The 22976-nt window shown below is 36.4% G+C and carries 24 protein-coding genes, 3 riboswitches and 2 other annotated features; of the genes, 21 read left to right on the top strand and 3 right to left on the bottom strand.

The window, feature by feature from the left end; all coding sequences use genetic code 11:
- The first annotated feature begins 124 nt into the window (after positions 1 to 124).
- From MHH42_RS07070 to MHH42_RS07125, 12 genes are all read left to right on the top strand, one after another.
- Positions 125 to 520, top strand: a complete 396-nt coding sequence (locus tag MHH42_RS07070; RefSeq protein WP_340893058.1) for a DUF3888 domain-containing protein — start codon at positions 125 to 127, stop codon at positions 518 to 520.
- A gap of 89 nt (positions 521 to 609) precedes the next feature.
- A riboswitch (Lysine riboswitch) is annotated at positions 610 to 791 on the top strand.
- Positions 792 to 971: 180 nt separating this feature from the next.
- Positions 972 to 2288 carry a diaminopimelate decarboxylase gene (lysA, locus tag MHH42_RS07075; protein WP_000280670.1) on the top strand — a complete coding sequence of 439 codons (1317 nt, stop codon included), beginning with the start codon at positions 972 to 974 and terminating at the stop codon, positions 2286 to 2288.
- A gap of 164 nt (positions 2289 to 2452) precedes the next feature.
- A riboswitch (SAM riboswitch) is annotated at positions 2453 to 2561 on the top strand.
- Between the two features lie 72 nt (positions 2562 to 2633).
- Positions 2634 to 2777, top strand: a complete 144-nt coding sequence (locus MHH42_RS07080) for a YezD family protein (protein ID WP_000116159.1) — start codon at positions 2634 to 2636, stop codon at positions 2775 to 2777.
- A gap of 86 nt (positions 2778 to 2863) precedes the next feature.
- Positions 2864 to 3568, top strand: a complete 705-nt coding sequence (locus tag MHH42_RS07085; RefSeq protein WP_000959007.1) for a phosphoadenylyl-sulfate reductase — start codon at positions 2864 to 2866, stop codon at positions 3566 to 3568.
- A 38-nt stretch (positions 3569 to 3606) separates the two neighbouring features.
- A complete protein-coding gene (gene sat / locus MHH42_RS07090) occupies positions 3607 to 4743 on the top strand; it encodes a sulfate adenylyltransferase (RefSeq protein WP_340893059.1) in 1137 nt (378 codons plus the stop codon).
- Positions 4744 to 4755: 12 nt separating this feature from the next.
- Positions 4756 to 5367 carry an adenylyl-sulfate kinase gene (gene cysC / locus MHH42_RS07095; protein ID WP_000380522.1) on the top strand — a complete coding sequence of 204 codons (612 nt, stop codon included), beginning with the start codon at positions 4756 to 4758 and terminating at the stop codon, positions 5365 to 5367.
- Between the two features lie 92 nt (positions 5368 to 5459).
- On the top strand, positions 5460 to 7082 hold the full coding sequence (locus tag MHH42_RS07100) for a nitrite/sulfite reductase (RefSeq protein WP_000119600.1): 1623 nt from the start codon (positions 5460 to 5462) through the stop codon (positions 7080 to 7082).
- A gap of 10 nt (positions 7083 to 7092) precedes the next feature.
- Positions 7093 to 7293, top strand: a complete 201-nt coding sequence (locus MHH42_RS07105) for a DUF3906 family protein (protein ID WP_000424930.1) — start codon at positions 7093 to 7095, stop codon at positions 7291 to 7293.
- Positions 7294 to 7379: 86 nt separating this feature from the next.
- The gene (cobA, locus tag MHH42_RS07110) at positions 7380 to 8156 is read left to right on the top strand and encodes a uroporphyrinogen-III C-methyltransferase (RefSeq protein WP_000521277.1); all 777 of its coding nucleotides are present in this window, start codon (positions 7380 to 7382) and stop codon (positions 8154 to 8156) included.
- A 1-nt stretch (position 8157) separates the two neighbouring features.
- Positions 8158 to 8910: a sirohydrochlorin chelatase gene (locus tag MHH42_RS07115; RefSeq protein WP_000644376.1), complete on the top strand. Its 753-nt coding sequence runs from the start codon at positions 8158 to 8160 to the stop codon at positions 8908 to 8910.
- A complete protein-coding gene (locus MHH42_RS07120; RefSeq protein WP_000283323.1) occupies positions 8885 to 9502 on the top strand; it encodes an NAD(P)-binding protein in 618 nt (205 codons plus the stop codon). The genes MHH42_RS07115 and MHH42_RS07120 overlap by 26 nt, the downstream gene beginning before the upstream one ends.
- A gap of 61 nt (positions 9503 to 9563) precedes the next feature.
- Positions 9564 to 9812, top strand: a binding site (T-box leader).
- 111 nt (positions 9813 to 9923) lie between these two features.
- Entirely contained in the window at positions 9924 to 11279 is a 1356-nt protein-coding gene (locus tag MHH42_RS07125) for a sodium-dependent transporter (RefSeq protein WP_000665454.1), read from the top strand.
- Between the two features lie 30 nt (positions 11280 to 11309).
- Here MHH42_RS07125 and MHH42_RS07130 read toward each other — a convergent pair whose 3' ends face one another.
- The gene (locus MHH42_RS07130; protein ID WP_000380941.1) at positions 11310 to 11471 is read right to left on the bottom strand and encodes a hypothetical protein; all 162 of its coding nucleotides are present in this window, start codon (positions 11469 to 11471) and stop codon (positions 11310 to 11312) included.
- A 100-nt stretch (positions 11472 to 11571) separates the two neighbouring features.
- Complete coding sequence (locus MHH42_RS07135; RefSeq protein WP_070172923.1) at positions 11572 to 12840, bottom strand: murein hydrolase activator EnvC family protein; 1269 nt, start codon at positions 12838 to 12840, stop codon at positions 11572 to 11574.
- A gap of 492 nt (positions 12841 to 13332) precedes the next feature.
- Between MHH42_RS07135 and gltP the strand changes: the two genes are divergently transcribed.
- The 9 genes from gltP (at position 13333) to MHH42_RS07180 (ending at position 21243) form a co-directional block, all read left to right on the top strand.
- The gene (gltP, locus tag MHH42_RS07140; protein WP_000821124.1) at positions 13333 to 14607 is read left to right on the top strand and encodes a glutamate/aspartate:proton symporter GltP; all 1275 of its coding nucleotides are present in this window, start codon (positions 13333 to 13335) and stop codon (positions 14605 to 14607) included.
- 70 nt (positions 14608 to 14677) lie between these two features.
- On the top strand, positions 14678 to 15196 hold the full coding sequence (locus MHH42_RS07145) for a DUF402 domain-containing protein (RefSeq protein WP_070172924.1): 519 nt from the start codon (positions 14678 to 14680) through the stop codon (positions 15194 to 15196).
- A 120-nt stretch (positions 15197 to 15316) separates the two neighbouring features.
- A riboswitch (SAM riboswitch) is annotated at positions 15317 to 15422 on the top strand.
- Positions 15423 to 15517: 95 nt separating this feature from the next.
- Positions 15518 to 16834: a Na+/H+ antiporter NhaC family protein gene (locus MHH42_RS07150; RefSeq protein WP_000665472.1), complete on the top strand. Its 1317-nt coding sequence runs from the start codon at positions 15518 to 15520 to the stop codon at positions 16832 to 16834.
- A gap of 231 nt (positions 16835 to 17065) precedes the next feature.
- Positions 17066 to 17422: a lmo0954 family membrane protein gene (locus tag MHH42_RS07155; protein ID WP_000808637.1), complete on the top strand. Its 357-nt coding sequence runs from the start codon at positions 17066 to 17068 to the stop codon at positions 17420 to 17422.
- A 58-nt stretch (positions 17423 to 17480) separates the two neighbouring features.
- Positions 17481 to 18143 (top strand): PspA/IM30 family protein, encoded by a 663-nt coding sequence (locus MHH42_RS07160; RefSeq protein ID WP_000814140.1) that lies wholly within the window; start codon positions 17481 to 17483, stop codon positions 18141 to 18143.
- Positions 18144 to 18249: 106 nt separating this feature from the next.
- Positions 18250 to 18990, top strand: coding sequence for a cell wall-active antibiotics response protein LiaF (gene liaF / locus MHH42_RS07165; protein ID WP_000745642.1), 741 nt, complete (start codon positions 18250 to 18252; stop codon positions 18988 to 18990).
- Positions 18990 to 20045 carry a sensor histidine kinase gene (locus MHH42_RS07170; protein WP_000744314.1) on the top strand — a complete coding sequence of 352 codons (1056 nt, stop codon included), beginning with the start codon at positions 18990 to 18992 and terminating at the stop codon, positions 20043 to 20045. The genes liaF and MHH42_RS07170 overlap by 1 nt, the downstream gene beginning before the upstream one ends.
- Positions 20042 to 20674 carry a response regulator gene (locus MHH42_RS07175; protein WP_000598709.1) on the top strand — a complete coding sequence of 211 codons (633 nt, stop codon included), beginning with the start codon at positions 20042 to 20044 and terminating at the stop codon, positions 20672 to 20674. The genes MHH42_RS07170 and MHH42_RS07175 overlap by 4 nt, the downstream gene beginning before the upstream one ends.
- A 230-nt stretch (positions 20675 to 20904) precedes the next feature.
- Positions 20905 to 21243 carry a DUF3922 domain-containing protein gene (locus tag MHH42_RS07180; protein WP_131202359.1) on the top strand — a complete coding sequence of 113 codons (339 nt, stop codon included), beginning with the start codon at positions 20905 to 20907 and terminating at the stop codon, positions 21241 to 21243.
- A gap of 24 nt (positions 21244 to 21267) precedes the next feature.
- Here the strand turns inward: MHH42_RS07180 and brnQ3 are convergent, their stop codons facing one another.
- Positions 21268 to 22623 carry a branched-chain amino acid transport system II carrier protein BrnQ3 gene (gene brnQ3 / locus MHH42_RS07185; RefSeq protein ID WP_097854686.1) on the bottom strand — a complete coding sequence of 452 codons (1356 nt, stop codon included), beginning with the start codon at positions 22621 to 22623 and terminating at the stop codon, positions 21268 to 21270.
- Positions 22624 to 22683: 60 nt separating this feature from the next.
- Positions 22684 to 22942, bottom strand: a binding site (T-box leader).
- Between the last annotated feature and the right edge of the window lie 34 nt (positions 22943 to 22976).

The raw sequence follows: 22976 nt of genomic DNA on the forward strand, positions 1-22976 counted from the left end.
TGGGCTTTTTTTGTAACAATTGAGTAGAAAAAGAGAAGTAGGAGACAATAAAATAGAATTTCTATGCGCGATTATTGTAATTCATTAAACATAGAAAGTATCGCGTAATGGTGCGGAGGTTATAATGCGAAAATTATTTTATCTTATAATGTGCAGTATTTTTATACTCATTGCTTCACCGAGTGTATCAGTAGCTCAGTATGATGCACCTCTTATGGAAGATGCACTTTATTCTGTTTTATTTCCGAAAATAAATAAAGCAATTGAAAAACAATATGGGAGTTTGAAACCTTATCAATGTCCTAAAATTATTAGTTTAAAAAAAGTGTATAGTGGTACATATTTATTTCAAACGGTTATTGAAGTGACGAAGTACGAACAGATTGGTGGGAAAATTGTTCCACCATTTGAAAAAGTAACTATTACGTTTAATAATGAAGAAGGCGAATGGGAAGTAACGAAGATAATAGTAAAGCGCTTACCAAATGATACGAAATTAAACTGTAAAAAAACAATATAAAAAATTGTTTGACAAATAAAATGGTCCTTTGGTATTGTTAATAGCAACAATTAGATGTTTGAAAATTAAATAGACTTACCTCATCTACTCTCAAAGGTAGAGGCCGCGATAGGAAAGAGTAAGCTATGGGAGATTTAGTGGAATCTGTGACCATGGGTTGAAAGGGACTATTGCCGAAATATAAGAATAACCACCTTATTCATATATTGGGACTGCATTGAATAAATGTAGTACTGTCATAAGATTTATTTTATGGAGAGCTATTTGGAGATGTTGATGCGGTTTCTTATTTTGAGAAGATAACAACTTGTTTATTTTTTCAATATATATTTTTCCTAATAAGAAACGCGTGTGAACATTGTTCCGCGCGTTTTTTGTCTATCTAAAAGCGTGCTGCAATGAATAGAAGATTGGGGTTATGAGTTTTAGAGGAAATAAGGGAGGAATTCAAATGTATTTACACGGCACAAGCCGAATCAATGGGCAAGGACACTTAGAAATTGGAGGGTGCGATACGACGCAGCTAGCAAAACAATACGGAACACCACTTTATGTATACGATGAAGAGTCTATTCGAGGGAAATGTCGTGCGTTTCATCGTGCTTTTAAAGAAAGTGGTTTCTCTTATCAAGTAGCATATGCAAGCAAGGCGTTCTTGTGCATGGAGATGTGCCGAGTAGCTCGTGAAGAGAACATGTCATTAGATGTTGTTTCGGGTGGGGAATTATATACTGCGCTCCAAGCAGGATTTCCAGCATCACGTATTCATTTTCATGGAAACAATAAAACAGAAGAAGAGATAGTGATGGCTCTTCAGGCGAATATCGGTTGTTTTGTAGTAGATAATTTCTTGGAATTAGAAGTTTTACACGATTTAGCAATGCAACATGGGAAATTTGTAAACATATTAATTCGTGTAACGCCTGGAGTAGAGGCGCACACACATGAATATATTACGACAGGCCAAGAGGATTCAAAATTTGGATTTGGCGTTTCAAATGGTCAAGCGATGCAGGCAATTGGGCTTGCTTTACAAAAATCAAATTATAATGTGTTAGGGATTCATTCACATATCGGATCACAAATATTTGAAACGGCTGGTTTTGTTCGAGCGATTGAAGTTCTTCGTAAATTTTTAGAAGAGGTGAGAGAGCAAACGAACTATGTAGTAAAAGTATTAAATGTAGGCGGAGGATTTGGAATACGCTATACAGAGTCAGATACACCATTAACTCTTGAGACATATGTGCGAGCTGTAACAAGTGCAGTGAGAGAACAATTTACAGTATGTGAATATCCATTGCCAGAAATATGGGTTGAACCAGGTCGTAGTATTGTAGGTGATGCGGGAACGACAATTTATACAGTTGGATCTGTGAAAGAAATTCCTGGCATTCGGAAATATGTATCCGTCGATGGTGGAATGACAGATAACTTAAGACCGGCTTTATATAGCGCTCGTTACGAAGCGATGTTAGCGAATCGAGGAAATGATGAGAATGAGGAACTCGTTTCAATTGCTGGGAAATGCTGTGAGAGTGGAGATATGCTAATTTGGGATATTAATCTACCGAAAGTTGCTTCTTCTGATTTACTAGCAATTTCTTGTACGGGAGCATATGGGTACTCGATGGCGAATAATTATAATCGAATTCGGAGACCAGCCGTCGTCTTTGCGAAAGGTGGCACATCGCAAATTGTTGTGGAACGTGAAACGTACGAAAATATTATTGGGAACGATCGCATACGTATTAAAGAGCTTGTTTAAATAAGGAAAAGGAGTTGTTCGAATGGGCAATTCCTTTTTTATAAAGTGAAACTATAATCAGTGGGGGGTATTGCCCGCAAATAGCGGGATAAAATAAAATAATTAAAATATATCGGAAAACTAGGATTGAAAAAAATCAGAATTGTGATAAAATACAAATACAAAGCTTATCAAGAGAAGCGGAGGGAACTGGCCCGAAGAAGCTCGGCAACCTGCTTATAGAAAGCAAGGTGCTAAATCCAGCAAAATGGAATCCATTTTGAAAGATAAGGTAAAATATATTACCGAACAGTCTTTTCGAAATGGGAAAGATTTTTTTTATGAATAAAAAGGGGGGCTGTTCGCGTGAGCGTACGGGAACATTTTGATGAAGTATCTGAGAAAATTCAAGCGATGCTTGCTGATATGAAATATGGTTCAATTACAATTGTGGTGCAAGATGGAAAAGTAATTCAATTAGAGAAAAGTGAAAAAGTACGTTTAAAGTGAAAAGCGCTGACTAGAAAAACTAGAGGCGGTTTTAATCTATTTTAATAGATTAAAACCGTCTTTTTGCTTTTACAGGGGGAAAAAACATGTTGACGTATGAAACGTGGGAAGAAAATCGTGTTTCATTTTCAGAGGAAGATGAAACGAAAGGCGCGCTATCCGTATTAAGTTGGGCTTATAAAGAATATAAAGATGAAATTGTATACGCGTGTAGCTTCGGAGTGGAAGGCATGGTTTTACTGCATCTTATAAACCAAGTAAATCCATCTGCTAAAGTTGTATTTTTGGATACAAATGTTCATTTTCAAGAAACGTATGAATTAATTCAAAAAGTAAGAGAACGATTTCCTTCATTAAATATTATAGAAAAACAGCCGGAACTTACACTCGATGAACAAGCGAAGTTGCACGGTGAGAAACTATGGGAAAGCAATCCGAATCTCTGTTGTAAGATTAGGAAGATTTTGCCGTTAGAAAAATCACTTACAGAGGAAAAAGCGTGGATATCGGGCTTAAGAAGGGAACAATCAGAAACGCGTAAGCATACAAAGTTTATAAATCAAGATCATCGTTTTCAATCTATTAAAGTTTGTCCGCTTATTCATTGGACGTGGAAAGAAGTATGGCGATATGTATACAAACATAACTTGCCATACAACCCATTACATGATATTGGATATCCAAGTATCGGGTGTGAGAAGTGTACGTTACCTGTAGGTGCCGGTGGTGATTCAAGAGATGGTAGGTGGACCGGGAAAATGAAAACCGAATGCGGTCTTCATTACCAATAAGATGTATCTTGAAATAAAGCTAAGAGGGGATATAGAAAATGACTACAAGAAACGAATTAATAAACCGTGTAGATGAGACATACGACGTATCACAAATTGAAAAAGAAATTGAATTAGACAACATTGCATTAAGTGATTTAGAACTGCTAGCGACAGGGGGATATAGTCCGCTTACTGGTTTTTTAGGGAAAAAAGACTATGATTCGGTCGTAGAAACGCTTCGTTTAGCAGATGGAAACGTATGGAGTATACCGATTACATTGCCAGTAACAGAAGAAGTAGCAGAGGGACTGAAAGCTGGAGAGGAAGTAAAACTTGTTAATGACAGAAATATATATGGTGTCATTCAAATAGAAGATATTTTTGCACCTGATAAAGAAAAAGAAGCTTTACTTGTATATAAAACGACGGATGAGGCTCATCCAGGCGTGAAAAAATTATATGAACGACCAGATGTTTATGTTGGAGGAGCTATTACGCTTATAAAACGCTTGGAAAATAAGCAATTTCCTTCTTATCATTTAGACCCAATTGAAACGAGAGAAGAATTTAAAAAACGTGGCTGGAAAACAGTAGTTGGATTTCAAACGAGAAATCCGGTACATCGTGCCCATGAGTATATTCAAAAATCTGCTCTTGAAATTGTAGATGGTCTCTTTTTAAATCCGCTCGTTGGGGAAACAAAGTCAGATGATATTCCTGCTGATGTAAGGATGGAAAGCTACGAAGTGTTGCTTCAAAACTATTATCCGAAAAATCGTGTCTTTTTAGGTGTATTTCCTGCAGCGATGCGCTACGCAGGACCAAGGGAAGCGATATTTCATGCATTGGTAAGAAAGAATTTTGGGTGTACCCACTTTATTGTAGGACGTGATCATGCTGGGGTAGGAGACTATTACGGAACATACGAAGCGCAGGAAATCTTTACGAACTTTACAGTGGAAGAGTTAGGGATTACGCCGCTATTTTTTGAACATAGCTTTTACTGTACGAGATGTGAAGCGATGGCTTCAACGAAAACGTGTCCGCATGGAAAAGAGGACCGTGTCATTTTATCAGGTACAAAAGTAAGAGAAATGTTAAGAAATGGTGAGATTCCGCCAAGTACATTTAGTCGTAAAGAAGTAGTGGAAGTGTTAATTAAAGGTTTGAAAAAAGAAGTAGTAACAGAATAGGGAGAGAACGAGATGGATACGAATATTACTTGGCACACAGCTTCTGTTTCGAAAAATGAGAGAAGAGTGAAGAATGGGCATCATAGTTTTGTAATTTGGTTTACTGGTTTATCAGCTTCGGGTAAATCTACAGTAGCGAATGCGGTTGCTCGTAAACTATTTGAAAAGAATATTGGAAATTATGTGTTAGATGGGGATAATATTCGCCATGGTTTAAATAAAGACTTAGGTTTTTCTGAAAGTGATCGTATGGAGAATATAAGGCGTATTGGCGAAGTGGCGAAGCTATTTGTAGATCAAGGTACTGTTGTTCTTACAGCGTTCATTTCACCATTTCGAGTAGATCGAAAACAAGTTAGGGATCTATTAGCGGCAGATGAGTTTATAGAAGTGTTTGTAAAATGTCCAATTGAAGAGTGTGAAAAACGTGATCCAAAAGGGTTATACAAAAAAGCGAGACAAGGTGATATTAAAGATTTTACAGGTATTGATTCACCGTATGAGGAACCAGATCGAGCGGAATTAATTGTAGAAACGCACAAGTATTCTATTGAAGAATGTGCAGAACAAATCGTGAAGTACTTACAAGAGCGTAGTTTTGTCCCGTTGTTTGCTGGGAAGTAAAACGCCCACCTCAAAATTCGGCTGGAGCAGGCTGTAAATGCCCGATTGGTGAGGGTTGATTAAAGTTTCACTTTATATAGGGGGATTTAAAAATGAGTTATGAAAAAGTATGGGCTAATAATGAAAAATTAAATCAGACTGAGAAAAATAAATTAGCAAAAGATGGTTTGGAAATTTTTAATGATATTCCTTACTATGCGGAAAATGGATTCGAATCTATTCCGAAAGAAGAGTGGGACGCATTTAAATGGGCAGGATTGTATTTGCAAAGACCGAAAGAAGCTGGCTATTTTATGATGCGTGTAAATATTCCTTCAGGGATTATTACAAATGCGCAGGCGGAAGTGCTTGCTTCTATCGCTGAGGATTATGGACGTGATGTAATAGATATTACGACAAGACAGGCGATTCAGTTTCACTGGTTAGAAATTCAGCAAATGCCAGATATTTTTAAAAGATTAGCAAGAGTTGGGTTATCTTCAGCAGGGGCGTGTGGTGATATAACACGTAATATTACAGGTAATCCACTTGCAGGAATTGATGCGAATGAACTGTTTGATACAACGCATATTGTGAAGGAGGTATATGACTATTTCCAACATAATGAAGAGTTTTCTAACTTACCACGTAAATTTAAAATGTCTATTAGTTCTAACGTTTATAACTCGGCAAACGCAGAGATTAACTGTGTTGCATTTACACCTGCTACGAAAGAAATAGATGGTGAGAAAAAAGTTGGTTTTCATATAAAAGTAGGCGGTGGATTATCAGCCCGTCCATATTTAGCTGATGAATTAGATGTGTTCGTTTTACCAGAAGAAGTGAAGGCGGTAGCAATTGGGATTGCTACTATATTCCGTGATTTTGGATATCGCGAGAAACGTCATTTAGCTCGTTTGAAATTTCTTGTTGCAGACTGGGGAGCAGAGAAATTTAAAGAGAAACTAATAGAGTATACAGGACCATTGCAAAGTAAAGGAGAAAGTGCACTTAAAGGATGGAATGCAGGCTATTTTTATGGTGTTCAAGATCAAAAACAAGATGGATTAAAATATGTCGGTTTTAATGTGCCGGTAGGTCGTTTACATGCAAAAGAAATGTTTGAGATTGCAAGAATTGCAAAGCAGTATGGAAATGGACAAATTCGTACGTGTAACTCACAAAACTTCATCATTCCGAATGTTCCACCAGAAAATGTAACGGGTTTATTAAGTGAACCGTTGTTTGAAGCGATATCTGCAAGTCCGAAATCATTTATTGGTCATGCGGTTTCATGTACTGGTATTGAATATTGCAATCTTGCTCTAGTAGAAACGAAAGAAAGATTACGGAAAATTGCAGAATACTTAGATACAGAAATTGCACTTGATGTTCCAGTTCGAATTCATATGGTAGGATGCCCAAATTCATGTGGTCAACGTCAAATTGCTGACATCGGATTACAAGGGGTAAAAATGAAAACGAAGGAAAAAGGGATTGTTGAAGCATTTGAAATATATGTAGGTGGAACGTTGTTAGATGGCGGTGCCTATAATCAAAAGTTAAAAGGGAAAATAGATGGCGAGGATTTACCGGATGTACTCGCATCATTTATAAGTTATTTTAAAGAGAATAAGTTACCTGCCGAAACATTTTATGATTTTGTCGGACGTATCGGTGTAGATACATTGCAAATAGCTTTAAATAACGTGTTAGAAGAAGTAATAGCGTCTTAGGAGGGGCAATATGGAATTATATCGATTTGAAGCTGTGTTAGCGAATAATATCGTTCCGATTGTTGTTGTTGCTCAAAGTGAAGAGCAGGCATTTAAGCTTGCGGAGATTGAGCTTGAAAAGCATTTTTTACCGTTGCCAGAAGTAAAGGAAATCTCCTTATTTGAAAAAAAGAAGATTCGAAAAGGTGCGGCATTTGTTGTTCATGAGTAAATAACATTGAAATACGAACGTATACTAACTTCCATTCATGCATAAGGATGGAAGTTTCATTTTAATAGTAGAAATGAGGAGAGATGATGGGGAAGGTGTATATAGTTGGAGCGGGTCCTGGCGATCCGGATTTAATTACTGTTAAAGGATTGAAATGTATTGAGAAGGCAGATGTTATTTTATATGACCGTCTCGTGAATAAAGAATTGCTTTCATATGCAAAGCCTGAAGCGGATTTAATTTATTGCGGGAAACTCCCGAATTATCACACGATGAAGCAAGAGACAATTAACACATTTCTTATTAAATATGCGAAAAAAGGAAAAGTTGTAACGAGGTTAAAGGGCGGTGATCCATTTGTATTTGGTAGAGGGGGGGAAGAAGCTGAAGCGTTAGCAAAGCAGGGTGTACCATTTGAAATCGTTCCTGGAATTTCAGCTGGAATAGCTGCACCTGCTTATGCTGGTATTCCGGTGACGCATCGTGATGCAAGTGCGAGTTTTGCGGTTGTGACAGGGCATAGAAAAGAAGGTGCTGAAGAGGAAGTGAAGTGGGAAAATTTAGCGAAAGGTGTAGAGACCTTGGCAGTATATATGGGAGTTAGTAATTTGCCCTACATATGCGAACAACTTATGAAGCATGGAAAAGATAAAGGTACACCTGCTGCTATTATTGAACGGGGAACGACGTCTATGCAGCGTACAGTTGTCGGGACGTTAGGGACAATTGTAGATGTTGCGAGAAAAGAACAAATTCAAAATCCGAGTATGATTGTAATTGGAGAAGTTGTCCGTTTTAGAGAGAAAATTCATTGGTTTGAAAAACAAACGGAACAGACTTATCAAGTAAGCGGAGTGTTATAAAATGAAAGCCATCTTATATATATGTCATGGAAGTCGTTTGAGGGCAGCGAAAGAAGAGGCAATTCAATTTATTACGACATGTATGAGCCGTATAGAAGCGGCTATTCAAGAAGTTTGTTTTTTAGAGCTGGCGAATCCTTCTATTGAAGAAGGATTTCGTACATGTGCGAAGCGTGGTGCGACAGAGATTATTGCTATTCCTGTTTTCTTATTAGCAGCAGGCCATGTGAAGAATGATATTCCTTTTGAATTACAAAAGTTAAATAATCAATACCCTAATATTAAAGTGACGTATGGTAATCCGTTTGGTGTATCAGAGACGCTTATAAAGTCGGTATATAACGGAAGTGGTATTGAAGAATATAAAGATGAAGTAACACTTTTACTCGTTGCAAGGGGTAGTAGCGATCCTGAAACTTTACAAGATATAAATCGGATCGCTACTTTATTTCAAGCAGAAGAAAAAATTGCTAAAGTAGAAGTTTGTTTTTTAGCAGCTGCGGAGCCGAAATTTGAGGAGAAATTAAAGGAAGTTGTAGAGCGAAAAGAAGGGTGTATTATTGTATTACCTTATTTGTTATTTACAGGCTTACTTATGAAACATATTGAGAAAGAAGTGCGTCAATATGAGTTGGATGAGATAAAAATAAGTCCGTATTTAGGAAAAAATGAAGTGGTTCAAGATATGTTAATTCAGAAAACGAAGGAGTTATTGAAGGGAGATTCATATGTATCCACTTACAGTGCAAGTTAATAAGAAACGGGTTGTTGTCATTGGTGGAGGAAAAGTTGCCGGATTTAAAATAATTCCTTTACTCAAACAAGGTGCGGATATAGTAGTAGTAAGTCCAGAATTAGATGTAAATTTAGTGAAACTTGTGGAGGAGAAGAAAATTCGTTGGTATCAAAGAGAGTATGAAAAAAGTGATATTAAAGATGCTTTTTTAGTTGTTGCGGCGAGTAGTGATTCTATATTAAATGAACAAGTTGCTGAAGATGCTGCAAAGAATCAATTGGTAAATGTTATTACGAACCCGGAAAGTGGCAATGTTCACTTTCCGGCAGCGATTCATCGTGGGTTACTTAATATAGCGGTTTCTACCGGAGGAGCAAGTCCAAAACTCGCAAAAAAAATTCGAGATGATATCGCGAATAAATACGATGAAACATACGAAATATATTTAGATTTTTTATATGAAGTAAGGGTGAAGTTAAAAGACTTACAGTTAGAAAAGAAAGAACGGCATATATTACTACAAGAAGTATTGAAATCAGCATATGTGCAAAATGAGGGAAAAAGAGAACAGTTTTTACAAGAATTAGAGGAGAGAGTTCTAAAGAGATAAAAAGTAAATAGCGCTTTACAAGTATAAAAATATAATTTATAATCACAAGTAACTTCAATAGATGAAATCGATGAGCAAGAAGAGTACGTATATTTGATGCGTTCAGAGAGCTGGGGTAAGGTGTGAGCCCGGTACGATAAAATATACAGAATGGGCTTGCGAGAGGTATGTTGAACATTGTAGTAGGCAACCCGGGTTCCGCCGTTAAAAGGATAGAGTATCGGAATTATTCCTGTACTTGAACAAGTGGGATTTATCAGTCCAATTGAGGTGGTACCACGGTATTTACATTACATATATCGTCCTCTACATGCATATTTGCGTGTAGGGGACTTTTTTATTTTCTAAAGGAGGTGTGCGAGTATGAAATGAAAGTGTATAATTATTAAAAGTTTAAATATTCAGAAAAGGGGAATTTATGATGAAAGAAACACAGCAATGGACGTCGAAAATAGGCTTTGTACTCGCAGCAGCCGGAGCAGCAGTAGGTCTTGGTGCGATATGGAAATTTCCATATGTTGCAGGTAATGGCGGGGGAGGCGCATTCTTCCTAGTCTTCTTACTATTAACTTTATTTATTGGGATGCCGCTATTACTAGCAGAATTTGTTATTGGTCGTAGTACACAAAAAGAGGCAGTTACAGCGTATAAAGTATTAGTGCCAAATAGTAAAGTATATCCTTGGATTGGTCGTATGGGAGTTGTAACATGTTTTAGTGTACTCTCTTTCTATAGTGTTGTAGGTGGATGGATTTTACTGTATTTATACTACAGTGTTACAGGTAGTTTCTGGAATGGTGTTGTCGATTATGCGAGTGTGTTTGGTGAGGCGATTTCAAATCCAGTAAGTGCGATTGGAGCGCAATTTATCTTTATGCTTTGTACTATTTTTGTCGTAAGTAAAGGTGTAGAGAAAGGTATAGAAAAGGCAAGTAAGTATATGATGCCATTATTATTTATTTTATTTATCGCGATTATTATTCGTGCGTTGACACTTGATGGTGCTTTTGCTGGAGTAGAGTTCTTCTTAAAACCTGACTTTTCAAAGCTTACAGCAGATACGATTTTATATGCGATGGGACAATCTTTCTTCTCACTAACAGTAGGTGCCTCGGTAATGGTAACGTATAGTTCGTATTTAAAGAAAGAAGAACATTTAGCGAAATCAGCAACATCTATTGTAAGTTTAACTGTTTTCGTTACAGTACTTGCGGGATTAGCGATTTTCCCAGCGATTTTCGCATTAGGAGTTAAACCGACGGAAGGACCGGGATTACTGTTTATCGTCCTTCCAGCCGTATTTGCAAAAATACCATTTGGACAATTTTTCTTTATTATGTTTTTAATTTTATTCTTCTTTGCGACTTTAACATCAGCAATTTCAATGCTTGAAATTGTAGTAGCATCTGTTGCGAAAGGTAATGAAAAGAAGCGTCCTTCAGCATCATTATTAATTGGTATTCTTATTTTTGCAGTTGGAATTCCGTCAGCATTATCGTTTGGAATTATGAGTGATGTGAAAATATTTGGGAAAACATTCTTTGATTTCGTCGACTTCTCGGTAAGTAATGTTTTGCTGCCGCTAGGGGTACTAGCTATTTCGCTATTTGTACCAAATAAAATGAGTAAAGAGTTATTAATGAAAGAATTAGAAGTTACGGAAACGAAAGGGAAGACGTTATTTAACATTTGGTTCTTCTTGCTTCGTTATGTTATTCCAGTAACTGTAATTATCGTATTTTTAAATGCGATAGGTGTATTTAAAATGTTTGCATAATAAAAAGACGGAGATTCCTCCGTCTTTTTATTATGTTGCAGGAGTATTTAATAAGCGATTATATGCTTTATAAGCTGTGACAACTGCGATGAAAGAACCGATTAAAAACAATGCTGAGCCGCCAAATGTAAATAACCGGCCAATATACGTTTCTCTAGCTTCTTCTATTTTTTGTTGTAATTGTGTATCCATCTTTGATCACCCCGTAACCAATAGGCATTTAGTTATAGTCTATGTAGAATGCCTATAGTGTGTGAAGTGTAAAGAAAAAACTCGGTATGCACCGAGTTTTTTATAATCCGATATATGAAGATGGATCAACTGCGTTTGTCTTGCCGACATTCCATTCTCCAAGGTGAAGTTCGAAGTGTAAATGTTGCCCATATGATTGGCCAGTATTCCCCATGAATCCAAGTTGAGTGCCTTGTTTTACAGTTTGTCCATTTGATACAGAACGGCTACTCATATGTGCATATACTGTCGTGTATGTCTTTCCGTTTATACGGTGAGATAAGTACACAACATTTCCGTAACTAGATGAGAATTCCGAGCGGATAACTACACCATCTGCAGCAGCAATAATTGGAACCGTTCCCGAAGCGGCAATATCGATACCTTTATGGTTATCTAAAGAACGTGTACCAAACCCAGAAGTTTTTGATCCAGCTGCTGGTTTAATAAAGCCGCCAGTATTTGTATCGTGTGGCGGTGAAGCTGCTTGAGCTTTTTGAGCAGATGTAGTAGCTTGTTTAGCTTCTTCTGCCTTGCGGGCTTCCTCGGCTTTACGAGCCTCTTCTGCACGTTTTTCTTCTTCAATTGCTTTTTGAACAGCTTGACGCTGATTTTCTAAAATGCCTTTTGATTCTTCTAGTCCTTCAATCTCTGAATCTACTTTTGCTACTTTTGTATGTAGATCATTAATAAATGATTGTTGCTGTTGCTGGTTTGTTTGTAGCTCTTGTTGTTTTTGGATTAATTTTTGTTCGGCCTCTTTTAGTTGTTGTTCTTTTTTCTCAACAGCCTCTTTTTCTGTCGTCACAGCATTTTGATCAGTTGTTTGTTTTTTCACAATATCTGTATCATTGTTTAAAATTAAACTGACGGAGTACATATTATCAATAAGGTCAGCAATGTTTGCAGAGTTTGTTAATACCTCTGTAATGATGTTTGTACGTGGTTTTTCTTGCATAGATTGTAATCGTTGTTTAATAACTTCCTGACGTGTATCTATGTTTGTTTGTAATTGTTCTATATGTTTCTTTTTGTCAGCAATTACTTGTTGTGTTTTGCTAATTTCTTTTTTTGTATCGTTTAATTCAGCCTCGTTTTTATTAATAGAAGTAGTTAATTCGTCGATTTTTTTCTGTAATTCTTGGATTTCTTTTTCTATTTGTTCTTTCTCAGCTGATTTATTTTGTAAGTCATTTTGTTTGCCGTCTAATTCTGATTGTATATTCGATAATTTATCTTGATTTGTTTCAGCGTATACGGGTGAAAGTAATGGGGAAGCAAAAATCGTTCCTGCTGCTAAAACACTAAACGCTGCAAATTTCTTTTTCATGGTTGTCTGGCTCCTTTCCCTATGAATGTTATATATCATAAGAAGAAGTGTGTCTATCGTTGTAATCATAATGTAAAGAAAATTTTATAAAATTGCTAAGTTTTGTCGGAATTTATCATTTTTCAACAGTAATTGTCATGATAGTTATATTTTTTTATATATGAAATAAAGGTATATTTTGGTATTTTTATAAAATAAAGGAATAAACAGAATTGTTGTATATAGCGAAAAATTATGTAGAGAGTCAATTAAACACTAGTAAGGAATCGTTCTCATGTTAGGTTTTCTGACATGGGTTTTATTTTTGTCAAGAAAATTATTTGCGTTCGGGAAAAGTTATTTTGTTGTCAGATTTAATTTTTTGATTTATGATTTTTAACAGGGACAAAATGTAGTGAATTGTCGAATAATATATAATACTCTTAATTTCTTAGTTTTATAGAGATAGAATGAGGGATAGAGTGATACATCGAAGAGGGGGTTACAACAAATATGAAAAGAATAGGACTTGCATGGCAAATATTAATAGGTCTTGCGTTAGGTATTGCAGTTGGTGCGATTTTCTTTGATAATCCAGCAGTTGCGAAGTACTTACAACCAATTGGTGATGTTTTCATCCGATTAATTAAAATGATCGTTGTACCGATTGTTGTAGCAAGTATTGTTGTTGGGGTTGCTGGTGTTGGCGATGTTAAGAAGTTAGGTCGACTAGGCGGAAAAACAATTATTTACTTTGAAATTATTACAACACTTGCAATTGTAGTGGGTCTATTAATAGCGAACATTTTCCAACCTGGAAAAGGCGTTGATATGGATAAGTTAACAAAAACAGATATTTCTAAATATACACATACGACAGAGCAAGTACAAAGTCATTCGTTTGCGGATACGTTTGTAAATATTGTTCCGACGAACATTATGAAATCATTAGCTGATGGTGATATGCTTGCTATTATTTTCTTCTCTGTATTATTTGGTTTAGGTGTAGCAGCAATTGGTGAACGTGGTAAACCAGTTCTACAATTTTTCCAAGGTGTAGCAGACGCAATGTTTTACGTAACGAACCAAGTTATGAAGTTTGCACCATTTGGTGTATTCGCATTAATTGGTGTTACAGTTTCTACATTCGGTTTAGCTTCATTAATTCCGTTAGGGAAATTACTAATTGTAGTATACGGAGCGATGATCTTCTTCGTTGTAGTTGTCTTAGGACTTACAGCGAAAATATTTGGAATTAACATTTTCCAATTCTTTAAGATTTTAAAAGACGAGCTGATCTTAGCGTATTCTACAGCAAGTTCAGAAACAGTTTTACCGAAAATCATGGAGAAAATGGAAAAGTTCGGTTGTCCGAAAGCAATTACATCTTTCGTTATTCCGACAGGTTATTCATTTAACTTAGATGGATCAACTTTATATCAAGCAATTGCGGCTATTTTCTTAGCACAAATGTACGGTATTGATTTATCTATTTCTCAACAAATTACATTATTACTTGTATTAATGGTTACATCAAAAGGTATCGCAGGTGTACCGGGCGTATCATTCGTTGTATTATTAGCAACGCTTGGTACAGTAGGTATTCCAGCAGAAGGTTTAGCCTTTATTGCAGGTATTGACCGTATTCTAGATATGGCTCGTACAGCAGTTAACGTTGTAGGTAACTCTTTAGCAGCTGTAGTTATGTCTAAGTGGGAAGGTCAATATGACGCTGAAAAAGGACAAGCCTATTTAAAAGAGATATCTGAGAAGGGTCAAGCAGCTTAATTATAATATGAACAAGCTCTCACATAATATATGTGGGAGCTTTTCTATATATAGAAGAGGAGCGGGCGTAATGAAACGTAAATATGGTGACGGTTCTTCGTGGAAGCGACTAATAGAGAAGGATTATATGGTTAAGCAAGTAGAAGAGGGCATGCTAGGAATACTGGACATAAAAAAGGTGAGAGAACCTAGTTATAAAGAATATGATGGTAAAGAAATTTGTATCGCAGGTAATGAGTATACGTGGATTCAGTATTTCATAAAAGGGAAAAACTTTGCGATTACAGCTATGTTAGATAATAAGGGGAATTTAGTACAATATTATATTGATGTGACGAAAGAATACGAAATAGACGACCGGGGTTTACCGTATTTTGATGATTTATATTTAGATGTAGTGCTATTGCCGAGTGGTAAGATGTATGTATTGGATGAAGATGAGTTAGAGGACGCTTATAAAAATAGTGATGTTACAAAGGAAGAATATGAATTAGCCTGGCAAACAACGAAATGGATCATGGAAGCGATAAACAATAGTGAATTTTATTGGATTTCAATATTAGATAAAGAAATCGAAAAGTTAAAATGATGGGTGTATTCATATTTTTGTATAATTACCAAAAAAATCTATACAAAAAATAATTGACTTTTGTTTTGTAAGCGAGTAAAGTTAGGGAAGAAATTATTATTAAAAAATAAATATGAAACCTTCTTATAAAGAGAGGCGGAGGGACTGGCCCTACGATGCCTCGGCAGCGGACTCGATTTTAGAGTGCTGTGCCAAATCCAGCAAGCATGTGCTTGAAAGATGAGAAGAGCGTTCCTTATAGATGTATAAGACCTCTTCTCGTTGGAAGAGGTCTTTTGTTATTCATTAGAAAAAAGGTTGAAACTAGGGAGAGATGGTACTTTGAAAGAAACGAGAGGAAATGGTTTAGCTTTATTACCACTTGGGATATTTTTAGCGCTATTTATTGGTTCTGGAATTATTACGGGTGATTTCTATAAATTGCCGATACTTGTAGCGATTTCAATTGCTGTAGGAATTGCTTTGGTGATGAATCGTAAAGAAAGTTTTAATGTGAAAGTAGAAAGATTCGCTAAAGGTGCAGGAAATCCGGATATTATGATTATGGTATTAATTTTTGTACTTGCAGGTGCATTTTCTGAAACAGCAAAAGGAATGGGCGGAGTAGACTCAACTGTTAATTTAGCGTTAACTATTTTGCCACCAGGATTTATCGTAGCTGGAATTTTTGTTATAGGTGCGTTTATTTCATTAGCGATGGGAACTTCAATGGGAACAATTGCAGCGTTAGCACCGATTGCTGTAGGTATTAGTGGACAAACTGATATCTCAATTGCACTTACAATGGCTACTGTTGTTGGTGGAGCGATGTTTGGTGATAATTTATCATTTATTTCAGATACAACAATCGCAGCTGTTCGTTCGCAAGGAACAGAAATGAAAGATAAGTTTAAAACGAACTTTTTAATTGTATTGCCAGCTGCTATTATTACAATTGTACTATTAGTAATAATTACTTCAGGAAGTGATACGCAGGTTAAAGCTCATAGTTTTGATTGGATAAAGATTTTACCGTATGCAGGAGTACTTATTACCGCGCTACTTGGCTGGAATGTACTTATTGTGTTAACTGGTGGAACTGTATTATCTGGCGCTATCGGTCTTATAGATGGAAGTTACACGTTGGAGAGTTTCTTTAAAAGTGTAACGACTGGAATGGGCGGTATGATGGAGTTAGTATTACTTGCTATTTTAATCGGAGGTATGGTTGAACTAATTCAATATAATGGTGGGATTCAATATTTAATGAATCTTTTAACGCGTAATATTCGTTCGAAAAAAGGCGCAGAGTTCGGTATTGCTGGTTTAGTGAGTATGACGAATATGTGTACAGCGAATAATACGATTTCAATTATCTTTACAGGCCCGCTTGCGAAAAACATTGCAGATCAATATGAAATTGATCCCCGTAAATCAGCAAGTGTATTAGACCTTTTCTCATGTTGTGTGCAAGGATTAATTCCGTATGGTGCTCAAATGTTAACTGCGGCAGGGTTTGCTGCTTTATCTCCGATTGAACTGTTACCGTATGCATTTTATCCAATTTTAGTTGGGGTATGTGGAATTGTTTCGATTTTGATTGGATTTCCGAAGTTTTCGAAAGTGGCGGAGAAAAAAGAGTATCATAAAACAGCATAATTTAATATGAATGATAACTTTAGTAATTGAAACCGTGCAGAGAATATTCTCTGCACGTTTTTTTTATGTGTGGTAAAAGAGTGAATCATCCTATTCTACCTTATGTTTTTTACAGAAGGCTGAATGTATCTCGGTCTTAAGTCTGAGTTGAAAACGGTTCTTAAGCTCGTTATGGAAAAATGAAAAAATAGTTAAGATAAGAGTATCAAATCGAAGGGAGGCAAGCACAAGATGAAACAATTTCTAGCGTTTATCGCGGCCGGTATTTTGGCTTTAATTGCTCTTGGTAGTCTTGCTGGTATTGTAGGATTCGCAATCGGAGCAGGAGTTGTGTACTGGAGCTATAAATCATTTGTGCGAGCTAAATCATTTTTTGGAAAGCTAGCTTGGGGCATTGTTGGTTTAATCGGTTTATCCATTGCACTTTCTCATTCACCAGCATTAATTGGTATCGCTGCATTGGTAGTTTTGTACTACGGATACCGTGAATGGAAAAAGGAAAAAGATGTAGTTGTTGATTCAGCTTCAGAAAGTTCTAAACCATATAGCAACTTTGAAGATGAGTGGAACAAATTAATGAAAAACTAAAATAATAAACCAATAAAACAATAAATTATAAATAAAGTAGAAGAGAGGAAGATTTATAATGAAACAATCTTTATTCGGACGTGTACGCGATGCAATTTTAGCTGATTTTCATAATGTGTTAGATGAGAAAGAAAGAAAAAATCCAATTGCAATGTTAAACCAATATTTACGCGATAGTGAGCGTGAAATAACAAAAATTGAGAAGTTAATTCAGCGTCATAAAACATTAAAATCTAACTTCGCTCGTGAGCTTGAGCAAGCACGCTATTTTGTTAACAAAAGATCAAAGCAAGCTATCATTGCTCAAGAGGCAGGCGAATTACAACTGCATGAACGTGCATTAGAAGAAGTGGCGTATTATGAAGGGCAAGTAACTCGCTTAGAAGAAATGTATGCTGGTGTTGTAGAGCAAATTGATGAGTTAGAGCGTCGTCTTTCAGAAATGAAAAATAAATTAAAAGAAATGAACGCAAAGCGTATGGAATTAATGGCTCGTGAAAATATGGCGCATGCAAACCGCCGTATGAATACTGCTATTCATAAAATGGATGAAAATAATCCGTTCTTACGATTCGAAGAAATTGAAGATCACATTCGTGACATAGAGCTTCGTATAAATGAAGAGCATGAGCGTGATACATTTGATATGAAAATTGCAAAGCTTGAGCGTGAAATGAAAGAGAAAAATGAAGTATCGTTAACGAAAGAAGTAACAAAATAATTGTAGTATATTATAAAACAGGCTTATGATATAGTGATAGGAGAAAAGGTGTTGGAAAGCAATGCCTTTTCTTCTATGTATATGTGACAAGGAGGGGGGAGCTGAAATGAAGAAGCGCTTTTCAAAAACACAATTAATGGGGATGCTCCTCATCATATTTGGATTCGGTCTATTTCTTGATATGATACTTGGACATTTTGAACCAGGTGGTCTAATTTTTGCATTTATTATGCTTATGTTTGGAAGACATTATCGAAAGAAGAATCGTTACGTAAGAGGGAATGTATTTTTATTTGTCGGTGGTATAGTATTCTTATTCTTCTTATTTTCATCAGCAGCGTTTGTACTTGTCGTATTTGCTTGTTTAGCTTTAATTGGTTATCAACTGATTCAACAAGGACATCAGCAAAAAGTAATGAAAGTTGAAATTAAAGAAAAGGGATATATAGATGAAGAAAAACAAATATATCGTACAGAACCGTATATAAAAAATATGTTCGTAGGTAATGTACGAATGATGGATCATATTTATGAACTTGAAGATATTAACGTCCAATATGGTGCTTGTGATGTCGAGATTGATTTAACAACTGCTATGATTCCGGAGGGGGAAACGGTAATTGTTATTCGAGGTGTCGTTGGTAACATTCGTTTATATGTACCGTATGATATTGAATTGTCTTTAAATCATTCTGTAATTGTTGGGCGAGTACTCCTGCCAGGGCATGAAGAAACAGGTTTTAATCGTAATGTTACATTTAGAACAGAACAGTATAAAGAAGCTCCTCGTCGTATAAAAATTATTTCTTCACTTGTAGTAGGTGATACGGAAGTGAGGAAAGTATAATGAAAAAACAAAAAAATATTTCGTGGATGTATATTCGTTATTCGATGTTATCCTCAGTGAGTATCGCACTTATTTGTACAATTGTGTATGTATGGAAAAGCGAGCAACAAGTTTATGATTTATTATGGGAAGAATCCATCGCTTCTGTTCCAATTGGCTTGTTTATTATGAGCACAAGTCTCCTTATCGGGGGGATTATAGGATATGCAATCGGCTATTATATTGAGCAGCGTATACAAGGATTAAATACGTTTCTATTTGAAGTAGAACGAGGGAATTTTCCGAACGATGTTTCATTTACTGCGGATGATGAATTCCATGAAGTGGAACGAAAAGTAATCGGCCTTGCTCGTCGATTAGAGGAGCAAGCGGGATTATTTCAAAAAGTAACGAATGAACGAGCCCATTGGAATGAAGAGATGAGGCAAGAGGCGATTTCTCAAGAAAGGCATAGATTAGCAAGGGAACTGCATGATTCAGTAAGTCAGCAGCTTTTTGCAATGTCGATGATGATGTCAGCCATTAATGAACAAGTAGCTGAAATTCCAGACACGACAAAAAAACAATTACAACTTGTTGAAAATATGGTCGTAAATGCACAATCAGAAATGAGAGCATTGCTCTTACATCTACGCCCAGTACAGTTAGAAGGTAAGAAGTTAACAGAGGGTATAGAAGAATTATTAACAGAACTGTCTAGAAAGCAACATATGAAAATTGAATGGTTAATTGAGCCAATTGAATTAAAAAAAGGTGTAGAAGATCATTTATTCCGTATTGTACAAGAAGCTCTATCAAACACGTTACGACATGCGAAGGCAAAGAAAACGGAAGTACGTCTTCGTAAAATAGATCAATATGCGATTTTAAAAATTATTGATGACGGTGTTGGCTTTGAAGTGGGAGTGAATAAAGCGGGTTCATACGGTTTACGATCAATGCAAGAGCGTGTTCATGAAATTGGTGGAACATTAAAAGTACTTAGCTTTCCGGCAAAAGGTACGCAAATTGAAGTGAAAGTGCCAATTATGATTGAGAAAGGGGGAGAATCATGATAAAAGTATTACTAGTTGATGATCATGAAATGGTTCGAATGGGAGTATCAGCATATTTATCAACGCAGCCAGATATTGAAGTAGTTGGTGAAGCTGAAAATGGAAGAAAAGGTTCAGAGCTAGCGTTGCAATTAAGACCAGATATTATTTTAATGGATCTTGTTATGGATGAAATGGACGGGGTTGAAGCGACACGTGCTATTATTCAAGAATGGCCAGAAGCGAAAATTGTAGTTGTAACGAGCTTTTTAGATGATGAAAAGCTATATCCTGTTATCGAGGCAGGAGCGACAAGTTATTTATTAAAAACATCCCGAGCAAGTGATATTGCAGACGCTGTAAGAGCTACTTATGATGGAGAAACGGTATTAGAGCCGAAAGTTACTGGCAAAATGATGTCTCGTATGCGCCAGAAAAAAGAACAACCTTTACATGAGGAGTTAACAGAAAGAGAGTCTGAAATTTTGTTATTAATTGCAGAGGGGAAAAGTAATCAAGAGATTGCAGATGAGTTATTTATTGCCCTCAAAACAGTAAAGACACATGTGAGTAACATATTAAATAAGCTAAATGTAAGTGATCGTACACAGGCGGTTATTTATGCATTTAGACATCAATTAACGAAATGATAAAGTGAAACTTTAATCAGTGGGGGGTTATTCCTACTGATTATTGGCCTTCACCAATCGGGCTTTTACGGGCAGTTATCTCCCGCTTACCTTCCTCGTATTCGCTGAATTTTGAGGGGGGGAGTCTTACTGCCCGTTAATGCGGGGGAAAGTGAAATTTTAATCAGCGGGGGAGATTCCTCGCTGATTATTAGCTTGCATCAATTTGGATTTGGCAGTAAAATCGTTGCATCTTTTTATTGACGATAAATAATGTAAGCGTTATCATTAAGCTGTTAACAGTACATACAGAGGGGAGAATGTATATGTTAGTTCAAACTATATTCGGAATGGATAAGTCTAAAAAATTAGGGGACTATGTGAACGCATTACAAGCGCTTTGTGAACAATATAATGTTGAAACAGATAAAATTGCAATTATTGAGGCGACAGAAGAGTATTATTTATTTTTAGTAAAGCAAGAAGATTGCTATGATGTTGTCAAAGTAGAGACAGTTGATACAAATATTGAATATTATACGAAAGCGTATAAAATAAGCAGTTTTAATCATACTGCTTATCAAATGTAAAAAAACTCCCTTTCGGGAGTTTTTTTAGGATGCTTTTGCTTCGCTGGATTCGGTTAGTAGGGCAACTTTTTTCGCACCGCTTAGCTTAGCGATAGTAAGGCCGATAAGAGCTCCGGCTAATGCTGGTACTAGCCAGCCTATTCCTTCATTATATAAAGGGATAAATTCAAAATAGGGTGTGATAAATGAAACTGGAATACCGCCTTGTTTTAATCCGTCAAATACGCTCACAACTGCTGCCCCGAATAAAGCACCTACATAAACAGATCGATAACCGCCGAAATATTTATGTAGTAAAGATAGGAGAACGAGTACAATCGCAATTGGATATACAACAAGTAGAATTGGAACAGAGATGGCGATAATTTTTGTTAAACCTAAGTTAGCAACTAGTAACCCTAATGCGCAAATGATACTCGCGAATGCTTTATATGAGAATGTAGTCAATAATGTTGCGAAATATTGACTGCATGCAGATACGAGTCCAACGCATGTCGTTAAGCAAGCGAGTGTAACGATAAGAGACAATAGAAGAAGACCATATGGACCGAATAGTTGTTGTACGATAACAGTAAGTAGCTGTCCACCATTTTTTGCGTATCCGAGAGAGACGCTAGTCGCACCGAGCCAGCCAAGTGCGCCATATACAAGTACGAGTCCGGTAGCAGCAATAAATCCTGCTTTTGCTGTTGCAATGGCAATGGTTTTACGATCATTCACACCTTTAGAGCGAATGGCATTTACAACGATAATCCCAAATGCAAGTGCTGAAATAGTATCCATCGTTAAATATCCTTCCATAAAACCTTTGAAGATTGGGGAAGTTTGATATTCTTGCATTGCTTGTCCGGATTGCCCAAGTGGTGTAAATACACTTTTAACAAACAATAAGAAAATAGAGAGTAATAAAATAGGTGTTAATATATTTCCGATACGGTCAACAAGTTTAGATGGATTTAAACTAAGCCAAAATACGATAGCAAAGAAGATGACTGTGTATAAAAATAACGTTAGGCTACTAGAGCGAATTGTTTCTGGTAAGAAAGAACTAACACCCATTTCGTAGGCGACGTTAGCGACGCGCGGAATCCCCATAGATGGACCGATTGCAATATATACAACTACGGTAAAGAAAATTCCGAATAATGGGTGAACATGACTTGCCAGTTGTTGCATACCGTTTCCTGATAAAGAAATTGCAATAACAGTTAATAAAGGTAAGCCGACTCCTGTTAGTAAAAATCCAATCATTGCAGGCCAAAAGTTTTCACCTGCATTTTGTCCAAGCATGGGAGGGAAAATTAAATTACCTGCCCCAAAAAATAAAGAAAATAGCATAAGACCTGTGAAAAAAATATGTTTTTTTGATACAGTGTTCATTGTTTTTTTTCCTCCTTTTTTAAAATTCATTTGTAAGAACACAAAAAACTCGCCCCTAAAGAAAGGGACGAGTTATATTTACCCGCGATACCACCCTAATTTATACATGTAGAAATAAATCTATATGTATACGGCTTTGCAACGTACAACATGATACGTGTTCCTTGTAACGGGGGACAGCCGGTAAGAACTTACTGTAACATTCGGTTCTACTTCTCGGAGATGATTTTCGGCTACGCACTGAACGTTGGCTTTCAGCAAATCGCCAACTCTCTGGGGAACAGTCCTATAACGTACTCGTTCTCGTCAATGAATTTTAGTTCAAGTATTCTGACAGTATTGTTGCATGTTTT

The sequence above is a fragment of the Bacillus sp. FSL L8-0099 genome, from assembly GCF_038006385.1.
In the GTDB taxonomy this organism is placed as follows: Bacteria; Bacillota; Bacilli; order Bacillales; family Bacillaceae_G; genus Bacillus_A; species Bacillus_A toyonensis.

Bases quoted from the DNA above. Each gene is read 5' to 3' on its own strand.
- MHH42_RS07070 (WP_340893058.1), top strand. From the start codon at position 125: ATGCGAAAATTATTTTATCTTATAATGTGCAGTATTTTTATACTCATT.
- lysA (WP_000280670.1), top strand. From the start codon at position 972: ATGTATTTACACGGCACAAGCCGAATCAATGGGCAAGGACACTTAGAA.
- MHH42_RS07085 (WP_000959007.1), top strand. From the start codon at position 2,864: ATGTTGACGTATGAAACGTGGGAAGAAAATCGTGTTTCATTTTCAGAG.
- sat (WP_340893059.1), top strand. From the start codon at position 3,607: ATGACTACAAGAAACGAATTAATAAACCGTGTAGATGAGACATACGAC.
- cysC (WP_000380522.1), top strand. From the start codon at position 4,756: ATGGATACGAATATTACTTGGCACACAGCTTCTGTTTCGAAAAATGAG.
- MHH42_RS07100 (WP_000119600.1), top strand. From the start codon at position 5,460: ATGAGTTATGAAAAAGTATGGGCTAATAATGAAAAATTAAATCAGACT.
- MHH42_RS07105 (WP_000424930.1), top strand. From the start codon at position 7,093: ATGGAATTATATCGATTTGAAGCTGTGTTAGCGAATAATATCGTTCCG.
- cobA (WP_000521277.1), top strand. From the start codon at position 7,380: ATGGGGAAGGTGTATATAGTTGGAGCGGGTCCTGGCGATCCGGATTTA.
- MHH42_RS07115 (WP_000644376.1), top strand. From the start codon at position 8,158: ATGAAAGCCATCTTATATATATGTCATGGAAGTCGTTTGAGGGCAGCG.
- MHH42_RS07120 (WP_000283323.1), top strand. From the start codon at position 8,885: ATGTATCCACTTACAGTGCAAGTTAATAAGAAACGGGTTGTTGTCATT.
- MHH42_RS07125 (WP_000665454.1), top strand. From the start codon at position 9,924: ATGAAAGAAACACAGCAATGGACGTCGAAAATAGGCTTTGTACTCGCA.
- MHH42_RS07130 (WP_000380941.1), bottom strand. From the start codon at position 11,471: ATGGATACACAATTACAACAAAAAATAGAAGAAGCTAGAGAAACGTAT.
- MHH42_RS07135 (WP_070172923.1), bottom strand. From the start codon at position 12,840: ATGAAAAAGAAATTTGCAGCGTTTAGTGTTTTAGCAGCAGGAACGATT.
- gltP (WP_000821124.1), top strand. From the start codon at position 13,333: ATGAAAAGAATAGGACTTGCATGGCAAATATTAATAGGTCTTGCGTTA.
- MHH42_RS07145 (WP_070172924.1), top strand. From the start codon at position 14,678: ATGAAACGTAAATATGGTGACGGTTCTTCGTGGAAGCGACTAATAGAG.
- MHH42_RS07155 (WP_000808637.1), top strand. From the start codon at position 17,066: ATGAAACAATTTCTAGCGTTTATCGCGGCCGGTATTTTGGCTTTAATT.
- MHH42_RS07160 (WP_000814140.1), top strand. From the start codon at position 17,481: ATGAAACAATCTTTATTCGGACGTGTACGCGATGCAATTTTAGCTGAT.
- liaF (WP_000745642.1), top strand. From the start codon at position 18,250: ATGAAGAAGCGCTTTTCAAAAACACAATTAATGGGGATGCTCCTCATC.
- MHH42_RS07170 (WP_000744314.1), top strand. From the start codon at position 18,990: ATGAAAAAACAAAAAAATATTTCGTGGATGTATATTCGTTATTCGATG.
- MHH42_RS07175 (WP_000598709.1), top strand. From the start codon at position 20,042: ATGATAAAAGTATTACTAGTTGATGATCATGAAATGGTTCGAATGGGA.
- brnQ3 (WP_097854686.1), bottom strand. From the start codon at position 22,623: ATGAACACTGTATCAAAAAAACATATTTTTTTCACAGGTCTTATGCTA.